Below are 13,673 nucleotides of genomic sequence, written 5' to 3'. Positions count from 1 at the left end.
GGTCAGGATCGCTTCGCCACCCCTGCGATGGCGTGGCGGCGTCTGGCCTTACGCCGTCGGCCCATAATAGCCGCGATACCATTCGGCGAAGCGTTGCAGCCCCTCGCGCAGCATCACCTTGGGCTGGTAACCGGTCAGCGCATGCAGCTTCGACACGTCGGCATAGGTGGCGGTGACGTCGCCGGGCTGCATCGGGCGCATCACCTTTTCCGCCTTGTGGCCGATCGCGTCCTCCAGCGTCTCGATCATCTCCATCAGGCCGACCGGGTGGCTGTCACCGATGTTGAGCACGCGATGCTCGCCGGTTGCGGGCGGGTGGTCCAGCGCGCCGACGATCCCGTCGACGATGTCGTCGATATAGGTGAAGTCGCGTGCCATCTTCCCCTCGCCGAACACCTCGATCGATTCGCCCCGCATGATCTTCTGCGTGAACGAGAAATAGGCCATGTCGGGGCGGCCCCACGGGCCATAGACGGTGAAGAAGCGCAGGCCGGTCTGCGGGAAGCCGTAGAGCTTGGCGTAGGACTGGCTCATCAGCTCGCACGCGCGCTTCGTCGCGGCGTAGAGCGAGACCGGGTCGGTCGCCGGCTCGTCCTCGGTGAAACCCGCCCCGCCCATCGGCTTGTCGCCATAGACCGAGCTGGAGCTGGCGTAGACCAGATGCTCGAACCCCTCGGCGTGGCGACACGCCTCCATGATCGACAGGTGACCGGCCAGGTTGGAACGTTCGTAGGCGAACGGGTTCTCCAGGCTGTAGCGTACGCCCGCCTGCGCGGCGAGGTGGACGACGCGGCGCACGCCCTGATCGCGGACGATCGCAGCCATCGCCTCGACATCGGCGATGTCGGCGCGGTGGAAGTCGAAGGTGTTGCGCCCCTGGAACGTCGCGAGCCGCGCTTCTTTCAGCGCGGGATCGTAATAATCATTGACGATGTCGACGCCGATCACGCGCTCCCCGCGATCGAGCAGCCGGTGTGCGACGGCATGGCCGATGAAGCCGGCGGTGCCGGTGACCAGTATCGGATCGGTGCGGCCGCTCATCATATTTTCCTTCGATCGGCGCCCGCGACGGCGCGTTCATGCTGCACCCGCGTCGTAGAGGCGGGCGTCGTCCGCGGCAACTCGCCACGCCTTATTCGCGTACCGACTCCGCGGGTTGCCACACGGCGTAGGTCTTGCCGCTCCACACCGAATCGATCACGCCCAGCGCGACGCCGAACAGGCTGAGCAGCGCGGCGACCACGCGTTGCGCGACGCCGATGCGCAGCGCATGCGCCGCTCCCAGCGCGATCGTTCCGCCGACCGCCAGCCCCAGCACCCACTCCAGCCCGAGCAGCGCGACCGCGACCGGCAACGCGCACAGCAGCGCGCCCAACAACAGGAACGGCGTCACCCACTTGAGCATCCGGTGCGATGCATAACCGTACAGCGCGGGCCACGGCAGGCGGCGCAATTCGGGCCAGAGCGCGCGATGGACGTTGATCGCCTGGCACGCGATGCGCCGCTTGCGCACCAGTTCCTCCTCCGCCTCCGTGGCGCTGCGTTCGTAGACCAGCGCGTCGGGGGAACTCAGCAAGCGCTTGCCCTGCGCCAGCACGACCAGGCTGAGGTACAGATCGTCGATCAGGTGCGGCGGCGGCGGCCGGTGCAGTTCGCGGCGCAGGACGAACATCGCGCCATCGACGCCGATCAGCCCCACGGTGCCGCTTTCGATCGCCTTGATCGCTTCCTCGGCCCGCCAGTACGCGGCGCCGGTCGCCGCGGCGGGGCTGTCGTCGGGGTTGGAATATACCAGCCGTGCGCTGACGCAGCCGACGTCCGGGTCCGCGAACGGCGCGATCAGTGGCGCGATCACGTCCACGTCGTGCATCACGTTGGCGTCGGTGAACATCAACAGCCCGGCGGTCGAGCGCGTCACCAGCAGGTTCATGCCCGCCGTCTTGCCCTTGCGCTCGTGCGACACGATCAGGTCGATGCGATCGGCATATTCGCGCAGGATCTCGATCGTGCCGTCGCGCGGCCCGTCGGCATAGACGTGGATCGTCGCCGGCCCATAAGCCTGCGCCGCCTCGATCAGCCGTTCCAGTCGCGGACGGATCGACCGCGCTTCGTTATAGGCGGACATGCAGATCGCGAGCGGCGGCCGCTCTGCCCCGTTTTGGGACAAAATGGCTGGCGCGCGACGCGGAAAGAGCCGCAGCGTGGCCGGATAGATGAGGAACGGGTGCACGGCGAGCACCAGCAACAGCACGGCAGCGATGGCGTACACCCCGATCATGCTAGCGTTTGCCGATCCCTAATCCTGCCTGACGACGGCTTTTGCCGTACGCTTTGGCCCTACGGCGAAGAAGCCCCCGTGTTCGCGCTAAGCCATAGCGGATGCACGCGTTCCTGCAAGAAGGCTTGGGGACGCCGTCCCAAATCGGGCGGCAAGATCGCTTGCATTTGCAGCGACATCGCTTACCACGGCGCCACTTCGCACTTGCGGCATTGACCCGGGGGAACAACCGATATGACCAGGCTGGCGATGATGCTGTCGGCAGTAGCGCTGCTGGCGGGATGCGCCGGGCGCGGCAGCGACCTTCCGTTGCAGACCGCCTCCTCGCTGGGGCGCGACCGCGCGTCCCCAGTGGACGCCACCTACCAGCTGGGCGTGGGCGACCAGATCGCGCTTGCCGTCTATGGCGAGGCCGATCTCAGCCGCAATTACGCGATCAACCCGGCCGGCACGATCGACGTGCCGCTGATCGGTGCGGTCAAGGCGCAGGGCATGACGATCGACCAGCTGAGTGCGCAGATCCGCCAGCGGCTGTCCGAGGGTTACCTGCGCAATCCCAGCGTCACCGGCTCGATCCTGACCTACCGTCCGTTCTACATTCTGGGCGAGGTCAACAAGCCGGGGCAATATCCCTATCAGACCGGGATGACGCTGGAGGCGGCGGTGGCGCTCGCCGGTGGCTATAGCTACCGCGCGCAGCAGAACCAGGTCTTCATTCGCGCCGAAAGCGGCGGCGGTGAGGCCAAGGTCGAGGCGTCGCCGGAACTGGCGGTGCGTCCGGGCGACACGATCCGCGTCGCCGAGCGGTTTTTCTGATCGTCCCGATGCGTCCGGCGATGTCCATTTCGGCGCGCATGGCCGCGCCATGGCTGCTGACGGCCGGCACCCTGCTGATCGCGGCGCTGACCGTCGGCGCGCCGACGGCGCATGCGCAGGTATCGCGCGCGGTGCTCGACACCGGCATCCCGTTCGACCTGCCACAGACGGACCGGGTGACGGTGCTGCAACGCCCGCATCCCGAGATCGACCCGCTCGGCGTGCGCGCCGGCGCGTTCCTGGTCTTCCCGCAAGTCGACGTTTCCGCAAACGCCACCAGCAACGTGTTCGGTGCGACCAACGACGCGGTGTCGGACGCCTATGCGATCGTCGCCCCGCGGCTTGACGCGCGCAGCACGTGGTCGCGTCACCAGCTGCTTGGCCATGTGCGCGGCAACTTCCGCCGCTTCCTCGATTATTCGATCAAGAACGAGGATGGCTACGACGTCGGGATCGAAAGCCGGCTCGATATCGTCGGCGAGTCGAACCTGCGGGCGGCGGTGAACGCCGATCGCATCTACATCAACCAATTGTCGGGTGATTTCCCGCGGTTCGCGGCGGCTTCGGTGCCGCTCGACCGTCAGGTGGCATCGCTGCGCGGCACCTACGGCCTCAACCGTCTGCAGTTGATGGGCGATGTCAACGTCACGCGGCTGGATTACAGCGATACGCGCGCGCTGGACGGCACGATGATCGATCAGGATTATCTGGATCGCACCGCGACCCGGCTGACCGCGCGCGCCGAATACAACATCTCGCCGGTCACCTCGCTGTTCGTGCAGGGCGTCTATACGCTCCACGACTACAAGGTGGTGAATTTCGACTTCGATCGCAGCGGCGACGAGTTGCGGGTGGTCGGTGGCGCGGCGTTCGACGTCACGCCGTTGATCCGCACCCGGTTGGGCGTGGGTTACCTGACGCGGCATTACGACACCGCCGGCGTGTCGACGCTCAGCGGCCTCGCCTTCGATGCGCAGGTCGACTACCTCGTCACCCAGCTGACCACGATCAGCGTGTCGGCACGGCGCGACGTGCGCGACGCGATCGTGCAGGGATCGCCCGGCTACACCGCGTCGCGACTGGCCGCGGAGATCGATCACGAATTGTTGCGCAGCCTGATCCTGGTCGGGCGCGTCGATCTGGAACGTGACGATTTTTCGCGCATCGATCGCGACGACACGCTGTTCCACGTTGGGGCAAGCGCGGTGTACACGCTCAATCGATCGATGGTGCTGACACCGTCGATCGATTACTCGAACCGTGACAGCGGCGGGGCTCAATTGGGTCAACGTTTCAACGAAGTACGCGCAGGGCTGAGCCTGACGTTGCGGCGCTGAGCCGGACGAACGGCAAGTAAAAAGGGTAAGCGATGGCGGATGCAACGAACATGCGGCCTGAGGAACGCCAGGATCTGGCCGGCCTCTTTTCCCGCCTGAAACGGCACCTGCCGATCATTCTGGCCTGCGTGATCGTGGCCGTGGTGCTGGCATGGGCGGTCAGCAAGGTGCTGCCGCGGCGCTACACCGCGTCGGCGCAGCTGGAATATACACCGCAGAACGCTGTCGCCGGCGCGCCGCAGGCGCAGCTTTCCGATCTGGGCCGCGATGCCAAGATCGATGCCGAGGTGCAGACGATGAAGTCGCTGCCCGTGGCTGTGCGCGTCGTCGAGCAGCTCAAGCTGGATCGCGACCCCGAATTGCGCGACGCCGCCAAGGACTTCGCCACCGATGCCGCGACCGGCAAGCAGGCGATCGCCGGTGCGCTGCTCGCGAACATGAGCGCCGCGCGCGTCGGCACCACCTCGTTGTTCGAGGTCGGCTACACCGACAAGAACCCGCTGAAGGCGATGCAGATCGCCAACGCCTTCGCGCAGTCGTTCATGACCGAGGACATGGAAACCAAGATCGCGCAATATCGCGAGGTCGACGGCCGTCTGAACAGCCAGCTGGAAGAATTGCGCAGCAAGGTCGAGCGCGCCGATGCGGAGGTCGCCGCTTACCGCGTGCGCAACAACCTGCTCGGCCAGCCGGATTCGGTGACCGCCGAACAGGAAATCTCCTCGATCCGCGGCCAGCTGGCCTCGGCGCGCGCTGAGGAAGCCGCGGCACGCGCCCGCAGCGCGGTCAGCGGCTCGACCATCGTCGGCGGCGGCACGAACAGCCCGTACAGCACCGCGACCATGTCGACGCTGCGCCAGCAGCGCGCGCAAGTCGCGGCGCGCGTCGCCGCGCTCCAGTCGCGTTATGGCGAACGGTATCCGGCGCTTGCCGACGCACGCAAGGAACTCGACGCGATCGACGGGCAGCTGTCGCGTGAGATGCGCGACCTGTCGCGCTCGGCCGGCAATGCGACGCAGGCGGCGGGTTCGACCACCGCCTCGCTGGAGGCGAGCCTCGCCGCCGCGCAGTCGCGCCTTGCCAACAACGTGCGTTCGTCGGTGGATCTCGCCGAATTGCAGCGCACGGCGCAGAACGCGCGTGATGCCTATCAGCAATTGCTGACCACCAGCACGCAGCAGAATGCCCAGCAGTCGATCATGCGCGCGGACAGCCGGCTGGCCGCCCCGGCGGCGTTGCCGCTGAAGCCCAGCTCGCCCAACGTGCCGGTGCTGATGTTCATGGGTGCGGTGCTCGGCCTGGCGGTCGGTCTCGCCATCGCCTACATCCGCGAACGCTGGGTGCAGGGCCTCGACACGGTCGACGATATCGAGACGATGCTCGGCGTCGACTATTTCAACAGCGTGCCGACGCCGGCCAGCTCGATCGAGAAGCCGCGCACCAGCGACCCGGCGGAGGCGACGCTGCTCCACCCGTTGTCGGCCTATACCGAAGCGTTCCGCAACCTTGCGACCAGCATGAGCTTTACGGTCTCGGGCGTGCAGGGCGGCAAGGTTCTTGGCATCACCTCGGCGCTTCCCAAGGAGGGCAAGACCACCACGTCGATGTCGGTCGCGCGGGTGCTGGCGACGGGCGGTTCGCGCACGTTGCTGCTCGACACCGACCTCCGCCGCCGCTCGGTCACGGTCGCGCTCGCTCCGCAGGCGCAGATCGGCCTGAGCGAAGTGCTGGCGGGTACCGCCACGCTGGATCAGGTGATCGTGCGCGAGGAAGCGACCGGGCTGGACGTGCTGCCGCTGGCACCGACGATCGGCACGTCGTCGCACATCTTCGAGACGCCGGACTTCAGCGCGCTGATCGCCGAGCTGCGTCGCCGCTACGAACATATCGTCGTCGATACCGCGCCGGTGCTGGCCGTGGCCGACACCCGCGTGCTGGCGCACCATTTCGATGCGCTCGCGCTGCTGGTCCGCTGGCGCTCGACCCCGGCACGCGCCGCCCGCGCGGCGCTGCACCAGATCACCTCGGTCGGTGCGGGGGTGACCGGCGTCGCGCTGACGATGGTCAATCTGAAGGTGCAGTCCCAGTCCGGCTTCGGTGACCCAAGCTACTACGCCGATTACATGAAGGACTATTACGCCCAGTCTTGACGCGGGCGCGACCGCACCACCCGCATCGCGCCGGCCGCGCCAGATGGCATCCTCACTGCTTCACACGCTGCCGACACGGCTGCGTGACCGGCGGCTGGCGCGACTGTTCGCGCTGGCCGACCAGGGCTTTCAGGGTCTGGGCAGCATCGTCGCGAGCGCGATCCTCGGCCGCAGCCTCGCGCCGGACGCGTTCGGCGCGGTCGGCGTGGCGATCGGCGCCTATTATTTCGTCGCCGGCTTCCATCGCTCGGCGATCACCCTCCCCTATGTCACCGAACATCGCGAACCCGGCGATGCCGGCGCCGACCGCGCCTATCATTCCGGTTGGTGGTGGCTGAACGTCGCTGCGGCGCTGGCGCTGGCGATCGCGCTGCTCGCCATCGCCGCTACGGTGCGGGTCGCTTTGCCGTCGCAGCGCTGGCTGGCCGAACCGCTGATGCTGGGCGCGGCGATCACCCCGCCGCTGCTCGCCGCCGATTTCGTACGCCGCTGGTTCTATAAACAGGAACGTGCGTGGCTGGCCGCGATCGTCTCCGCCCTGTTCTTCGTCGCGCTGATCGCAGGTGCGCTGATCGCGGCGCGGTGGCGCGCCGATGCGGCGGCGGGGGCTGCGGCATGGGGAGTGGCGGCCGTCGTTGCGACGCTGCCCGCGCTGTTGGTGCTGCGCCCCGCCCGGCCCGCGGCCCGGCGCGCGTGGCGGATGTTCGCGCCGCACGCCCGGTTCGCCGGCTGGCTGTCGCTCAACATCTTCCCCTACACCGTCTACAGCACCGCAACGGTCGTGATCCTGATCGGCGCGCTGCTCGGGCCGGGTGCGGCGGCGGTGTTCACCGCGGCGCGCACGCTAACCAATCCGGCGGTCAGCATCGTCTCGGCGATCGATTCGATCGACAAGCCGCGTGCCGCCGCCGCGCTCGCCAACGACGGTGCGGCGGGGCTGCGGCGGGCGATCGGCGGCACGCGGCGCACGCTGATCGTCATGACCGGGGGGTACCTCGCCGTCGTGGCGCTGTTCGCGCATCCGCTGATCGCGCTGGTCTTCCACGGCCAATATGCCGGGGTGGAGCGTGAGGTGCAGTTGCTGTGCGCGGCGTTCTTCCTGTTCTGCCTCAACCAGCCGTCCGAAACGCTGCTGATCGTGCTGCGCGCCAGCCGGACGATGTTCGTAACGCGCGCCGCCACCGCGATCGTCACGCTGGCCGCGCTGGTGCTGGCGATCCCGCACGGCGTGGCGGGCATGGCGATCGCGATCGCGGCGAGCCAGCTGGCCAATATCGTCCTGCTCGGCATCGCGGAGCGACACGCCCTGCGCCGCCATGTCCGCCACGGCACCTTGTCGGAGTTATCGACGTGACCATTCTCTTCTCCGTCGTCGTGCTCACCTATGCGCGCGACCAGATCCTCGCCGACTGTCTGACAAGGCTGGCGACGTGCCTTGGCCCGCGCGACGATTACGAGGTGATCCTGGTCGACAACAATGCCGAGCGCGGGACGCGCGACGCGCTGCTGGCGCCGTTCGCGCATCATCAGTATCTTTTCTCGGGCGGCAACAAGGGCGTGCACGCGCGCAACGACGGGTTCGATGCGGCGCGCGGGGAATATGTCGTGCTGCTCGACGACGATGTCATGGTCGAGACGCCAGCGATGCTCGACCTGTTCGCCGCCCGGTTCGCAGAGGACGAGCGGCTCGGCGCGATCACCGTACGCAAGCACGTCCGCGGCGAGACCCGCCGCCGGGTCGACCTGATCCCGCACACCCGCAAGGACGTCGACCTGACGCAACCGTTCCTTACCTTCCGCTTCGTCGGCGGATGCGTGGCGTTCCGCACCGCGTGCCTGCGCGAGGTCGGCGGCTTCCTGCCCGATTTCTTCTATGGTCTCGAAGAGATCGAGCTGTCGTACCGGATCATCGATGCCGGATGGCGAATCCGCTACGACCCGGCGGTCAGTTGCGAGGAACTGGAGCATCCCGACGGGCGCGATGCCAAGAAGCGGGTGCAGACGCAGCGGTTGGCGAACAAATACATCATCAGCTACCTGCGGATGCCGTTCCCTGAGGTGCTGGTGAACGCGGCGCTCTTCACGCCCTATCTGCTGTTGCGCCAGCGCGGACAGGCGAGCGTCACGGGCGCGGTGCGGCAGTTCCTGAACTGGCGCAAGCGGGACGGCAGACCGGAGCGCAAGGCGATCTCGCGCAGGACCGCCGCCTATATCCGCGAATGCGGCGGATCGGTGTGGCGATGATCGTGCGGCTGGCGCTGCTGGGCGCCGCGATCCTCGCCGGCTGGTCCGCGACCGGCGCCGGCGCGGCGCTGGACCGCAAGCTGCTGCGCCCGATCTTCACCGAAGAGTTCGACCGGGCGCCGGATTTCTGGAACGCCACCACCAATCCGCGCGGCCGGTGGAAGACCAACTACTGGTTCGGCGTCCAGCCGACCCGCGCCGAAAAGGGTTCGGAACCGCGCACCCTTGTCCCCAACGGCGAGCTGGAATATTACGGCGATCCGGCCGAAGGCATGTCGGCGTTCGAGTGGAAGCCGGGTGTGCTGACGATCGCGGCGCGCCCCAACCCGTATCGCGCCGACCCGGCAACGAACCACCTGCCCTATCTCTCGGGTTTGATCACGACCGAGCGGTCGTTCCAGTTCACCTACGGCTATGTCGAGGCACGGGTGGCGTTCCCCAGCGGCAAGGGCATCTGGCCGGCGTTCTGGCTGCTCCCCGTTCCGGCGCTCAAGGGGGGCAAGCAGCAACAACCCGCCCCGATCGAGATCGACGTCTTCGAATCGATCGGCGAACCGGGAAAGCTGTACTTCACCTGGTTCCCGGACCTGCCGAACCAGCAGAAGAAGGGCGACGGCATGCCGTGGCAGAGCGGCACCGACCTGTCGCAATTCCACGATTACGGCATGATGGTCACGCCCAGGGAGCTGATCTGGTATTTCGACGATCACGAAGTGCGGCGGGTGCCCAACCGGGACTTCCATCAGCCGTTGTATCTGTTGCTGAATCTGGCGATCGGCGGCAAGTGGCCGGGCGCGCCCGCCGCCGACCAGCAATGGCCGGCGCGGATGCGGATCGACCGGGTGCGCGGTTACCGACTGGCGGAGCGTTGAGCATGACGGGGATCACGCGGCTGGGGCTGGGCGGCAGCAAGTTCGGCTCGTTCGGCAATCCCGCGCCCGCCGCGGAGAGCGAGCGGCTGGTGCGGATCGCGCTCGACCTGGGCGTCAACGTCATCGACACCGCCAGTATCTATGGTCAGGGCGACAGCGAGCGGATCATCGGGCGCGCGATCGCCGGGCGGCGCGATACGGCCTTCGTCGTCACCAAGGGCGGGCAGACCTTCTCGGCCAAATACCGGCTGTTGCGCACCGCCAAGCCGCTGGTGCGCGCGTTGCTGGCGCGGCGCGCCGGCCCGGCCAACACCGTGACCGCGCAGCGCAGCGAGGCGATGCGCGCCGATTGGCGCCCGCGCGCGATCGTCGCCAGCCTGGAAGCGTCGCTGCGCCGGCTGCGCACCGACCGGGTCGAGGCGTTTCTGCTGCACAGCCCGCCCGCGCATGTCGCCGGCGACGCCGAACTGGCGCTGGCGCTGGTCGCGGCGCGCGCGGCGGGCAAGGCCTTGCGGATCGGCGTATCGTGCGACGATCTGGCAACGTTGGACGCGGCGCTCGACCAGCCCGGCTACGACACGCTGGAGTTGCCGTGGAACGTGCTGACGACGCTGGGCAAGCGCGCCGAGACGATCGCGGCGCGCGGGCATCTGGTGCTGGCGCGCGAGGTGGTGACGCAGCAACCCGGGTTGACCCCGGCGCAGGCGGTAGCGCGCGCGATCGCGCATCCCGCGGTCGCCTGCACGGTCGTCGGGACCGGGCGTGTCGAGCATCTGCGCGCGCTGGCGGCGATCGCCCGCGGATCCAACCGGGAGGCGGCACGATGATCATCGACGCCCGCCGCGCGGGATTGCCGGAACGGATCGAGGCGAATGTCGCGATCGTCGGCGGTGGACCGGCCGGGATCACGCTGGCGCTCGCGCTGGCGGACGCCGGCCGCGACGTGGTGCTGATCGAGGCGGGCGGCGATCGCTTCGACAAGGTCGGTCAGGATTTCCTGCGCGCGCAATCGGTGTCGCCGCCCGCGCACTCGCCGGGGGAGATGTACCGGCGGCGGCAGCTGGGCGGGACCAGCGCGGTATGGGGCGGACGCTGCATCCCGTTCGATCCGATCGATTTCGAAACGCGCGACTGGATGCCGGCGGCGCGCTGGCCGATCGCCTATGAGGAGGTCGCGCGCTTCTACCCGCAGGCGATGGCGCTGGCCGAAGCGGGTGCGGCGGAGTTTACGGCCGCCGCCGCCGAACCGCGGCTGGATCCCGCGATGCCGGATGCCGGCGCGGATACGGTGGTGGAGCGCATCGAGCGGTTCAGCCATCCGACCGATTTCGGCGGGTGGTATCGCAAACGGCTGACGGAGGCGGCGCGGTTGCGCGTGCTGACGCATGCCGCGGTCGAGCAGATCCTGACCGATGACGAGGGCGCGACCGCCACCGGCGTGCGGTTGCGGCTGGAAGGCGACACGCGGGTTATCGTCGCAGCGTCGACGGTCGTCGTGGCCGCCGGCGGGATCGAAACCGCGCGGCTGCTGCTGGCCAGCGACGAAGCGCGCAGCGGCGGGCTGGGCAACGAGCACGATCTGGTCGGCCGTTATTATCAATGCCATCTGGAGGGGACGCTGGGCACCATCGCCTTCCATCCCCCGGCGGGCCATGCACATTTCGACTATTTCCGCTCCCACGACGGCATCTATTGCCGGCGATATCTGTGGCTGGCGCCCGAGGCGCAGCGCCGCGAGCGGCTGGCCGGCATGGTGCTGCGTCCCGCGCATCCCGGCATCGTCGATCCGGCGCACCGCCACCCCGTCCTGTCGGCGATGTACCTCGCCAAAAACATGATCGTCCCCGAATATGCGCGCAAGATGACCGCGCTGGAGCACGACGCGCGGGCGCGGCGCGGCGGATCGTCGGCCAGCTTCCACGCCGCGCACCTGCGCAACGTGCTGCTGGGCGCGCCCCGGCTGGCGGCGTTCGGCATCGACTGGACGCGACGGCGCATCCTGGCGCGGCGCAAGCTGCCCAGCGTGCTGCTGGCCGAGCGCGGCGGGGTCTACCCGCTCGACCTGAACGGTGAGCAGGAGCCGCATCGCGACAGCCGCGTGATGCTGGGCGAACAGCGCGATCCGTCCGGCATGCGGCGGGCGATCATCGACTGGCGCTGCACCGCGGACGATCGCGCGCGGATGATCGCGGGCGTGCGCACGATCGCGGCGGCGGTGAACCGCAGCGGCACGGCGACGATCACGCTGGGCGATGCCGAAGCGGAGGCGTGGAGCGACCATCCGGTGCCGGTCGGCGGGCATCATATCGGCACAGCCCGCATGGCCGATACGCCGACGGACGGCGTGTGCGACGCCAACGCCGAGGTGTTCGGGACACGCGGGCTGTACATCGCGGGGGCAGCGGCGTTCCCGACATCCAGCTTCGCCAATCCGACCCTGACGCTGCTCGCCCTGACGCTGCGGCTGGCGGAGCACCTGCGCGCTTCCCGCTGACCGGCCGGGGCAGATCGAGGTTCGGCCGCCCGACGGGGAACGACCGGCGCCCGGTCGGCCGACAGCCGGGCTTGCGGAGCCGGCGGCCGACAAAGCGCCGATGCGCCTGACGGCTAACGCGGGCGGGCGTCGGGGAGCACCCGGTCGATCCAGCCGCCCAACCGGCCATGCGACCATGCCAGCCCGCGGTACACCGCCAGCATCTGGCGCGCCCATGTCGTGTACAGCGCCGGGCGGCCCAGCCGCAAAGCGGCGCGCGCGAACCGGTGGCTGTCGCGGGCGATGGCGTGACGCATCCGGTAGACCAGCTTGCGACGCAGCGGCAGCGCCGCGGCGGGCGCGACGCGCTTGACCGGCCGGATGCCACGCCGTCCCCAAGTGAGGCGATAGGCCAGCCCTTCGCGGCGGTGGCGGAAACCGGCGGCTTGCGTCTGTTCGACGAACGCCGCGTCGACGCCGGTCAACGCCAGCCGCCCGTCGGCGACCGCGGCGGCGATCATCGCATGAACCTGCGGCGCGCGCGCGATCACCACATTGGTGCCGCGCCCGTCCGAGGAATAAGGCTCCACCCAGGCATCCCCGAAGGCGACGTCGGCGGTTTCGGCGACCACGTCGTCGCACCAGTCGCATGCCGGATTCTGGAAGAAGCCCGCACCCCAGTCACCGTCCGCGAGGTGCCACCAATCCTCCGCCCGTGCGCTGCCGTCGTCGAGCGTCAGGTGCGCGCGATACCAGTTGGCGGGGCGGCCGGCATCCTTGATCCGGTAGTCGACCGCCCGGACGCGTTCGATCGGTGCGCCAAGCTGCCATGCGAAGCTGTCGACCAGCCGCGCGCTCTTCTGATGTCCACAGAACAGCCCGAGCAGGTGCGTCACACGCTCTGCGATGACGGGATCGGTGCGGCGCAGCAGGTGAACCGCCTTGATGAAGCACGGCACGCCGACGATCGCATAGCGCCCCGGCGTCGCGCGGATCGCCGCGATCACCGCCGAGAGTTCGGCCGGATAGTAACGCGACTTCGCGCCACCGGCGAGTTCGGCGGCGTTACGTGACAGGCGATAGGTGAAGAAGCGTCCGTCATGCTGCGGGTCGGGGACCGGCGAAACGTGCGCGACGGCATCGACCGTGCCGGTACGCAACAGCTCCGCGGCGACCCAGCTGACCATCCCACCCGAGCTGCCGTTCTCGCGAAAGCCACCTTCGGCGACATGGCCGACCCATGTCGATTCGAAGCGACCGAGCAGGTCGGTGCGCTGTACCGGCGCAGCGAAACGGTCGGCTGCGATGACATCCTCGTTCGCGGCGGCCGCTGGCGAGAACGGACAGCGCGCGGTGAATACGGCGTCGGGGGTGGCATAATCTGGCGCGGTGGCATCGGGCTTCCATAGCCCGTCGCGGTCCATGACCATCTCCCCCGCCCCGCTGCACCCGCCGCAGCCGATGCACAGGCCGGACTGCACGATGTCGCGGCGGGATAGCACT

At 68.6% G+C, this 13,673-nt stretch carries 11 protein-coding genes; 8 read left to right on the top strand and 3 right to left on the bottom strand.

Going from position 1 to position 13,673, the window contains the following annotated elements:
• Positions 1–48: 48 nt before the first annotated feature.
• Entirely contained in the window at positions 49–1,041 is a 993-nt protein-coding gene (locus tag ASE95_RS12045) for an NAD-dependent epimerase/dehydratase family protein (protein WP_056636857.1), read from the bottom strand.
• Between the two features lie 91 nt (positions 1,042–1,132).
• Positions 1,133–2,278 carry a glycosyltransferase gene (locus ASE95_RS12040; protein ID WP_056636504.1) on the bottom strand — a complete coding sequence of 382 codons (1,146 nt, stop codon included), beginning with the start codon at positions 2,276–2,278 and terminating at the stop codon, positions 1,133–1,135.
• A gap of 234 nt (positions 2,279–2,512) precedes the next feature.
• Here ASE95_RS12040 and ASE95_RS12035 point away from each other — a divergent pair, with 234 nt between their 5' ends.
• From ASE95_RS12035 to ASE95_RS12000, 8 genes are read left to right on the top strand one after another with little or no spacing between them, the layout of a single operon-like run.
• Positions 2,513–3,094 carry a polysaccharide biosynthesis/export family protein gene (locus ASE95_RS12035; RefSeq protein WP_056636502.1) on the top strand — a complete coding sequence of 194 codons (582 nt, stop codon included), beginning with the start codon at positions 2,513–2,515 and terminating at the stop codon, positions 3,092–3,094.
• Between the two features lie 20 nt (positions 3,095–3,114).
• Positions 3,115–4,431, top strand: coding sequence for an outer membrane beta-barrel protein (locus tag ASE95_RS12030; protein ID WP_162234688.1), 1,317 nt, complete (start codon positions 3,115–3,117; stop codon positions 4,429–4,431).
• A gap of 32 nt (positions 4,432–4,463) precedes the next feature.
• Complete coding sequence (locus ASE95_RS12025) at positions 4,464–6,581, top strand: GumC family protein (RefSeq protein ID WP_056636499.1); 2,118 nt, start codon at positions 4,464–4,466, stop codon at positions 6,579–6,581.
• A 43-nt stretch (positions 6,582–6,624) separates the two neighbouring features.
• Positions 6,625–7,935, top strand: coding sequence for a lipopolysaccharide biosynthesis protein (locus tag ASE95_RS17940; protein ID WP_056636497.1), 1,311 nt, complete (start codon positions 6,625–6,627; stop codon positions 7,933–7,935).
• Positions 7,932–8,825, top strand: a complete 894-nt coding sequence (locus tag ASE95_RS12015) for a glycosyltransferase (protein WP_056636495.1) — start codon at positions 7,932–7,934, stop codon at positions 8,823–8,825. The genes ASE95_RS17940 and ASE95_RS12015 overlap by 4 nt, the downstream gene beginning before the upstream one ends.
• Positions 8,801–9,697 carry a glycoside hydrolase family 16 protein gene (locus tag ASE95_RS12010; RefSeq protein WP_056636493.1) on the top strand — a complete coding sequence of 299 codons (897 nt, stop codon included), beginning with the start codon at positions 8,801–8,803 and terminating at the stop codon, positions 9,695–9,697. The genes ASE95_RS12015 and ASE95_RS12010 overlap by 25 nt, the downstream gene beginning before the upstream one ends.
• A gap of 2 nt (positions 9,698–9,699) precedes the next feature.
• Entirely contained in the window at positions 9,700–10,524 is an 825-nt protein-coding gene (locus ASE95_RS12005; protein WP_162234687.1) for an aldo/keto reductase, read from the top strand.
• Complete coding sequence (locus tag ASE95_RS12000; protein ID WP_056636489.1) at positions 10,521–12,191, top strand: FAD-dependent oxidoreductase; 1,671 nt, start codon at positions 10,521–10,523, stop codon at positions 12,189–12,191. The genes ASE95_RS12005 and ASE95_RS12000 overlap by 4 nt, the downstream gene beginning before the upstream one ends.
• Before the next feature lie 113 nt (positions 12,192–12,304).
• On the opposite strand, the gene ASE95_RS11995 is transcribed toward ASE95_RS12000, so the two are convergent.
• Positions 12,305–13,672 (bottom strand): Coenzyme F420 hydrogenase/dehydrogenase, beta subunit C-terminal domain, encoded by a 1,368-nt coding sequence (locus ASE95_RS11995; RefSeq protein WP_235528318.1) that lies wholly within the window; start codon positions 13,670–13,672, stop codon positions 12,305–12,307.
• Position 13,673 lies beyond the last annotated feature (1 nt).

Source organism: Sphingomonas sp. Leaf231, assembly GCF_001421995.1.
In the GTDB taxonomy this organism is placed as follows: Bacteria; Pseudomonadota; Alphaproteobacteria; order Sphingomonadales; family Sphingomonadaceae; genus Sphingomonas.
Note: the sequence above shows the minus strand (reverse complement) of the source record. Positions and strands in the feature narration are given on the sequence as shown.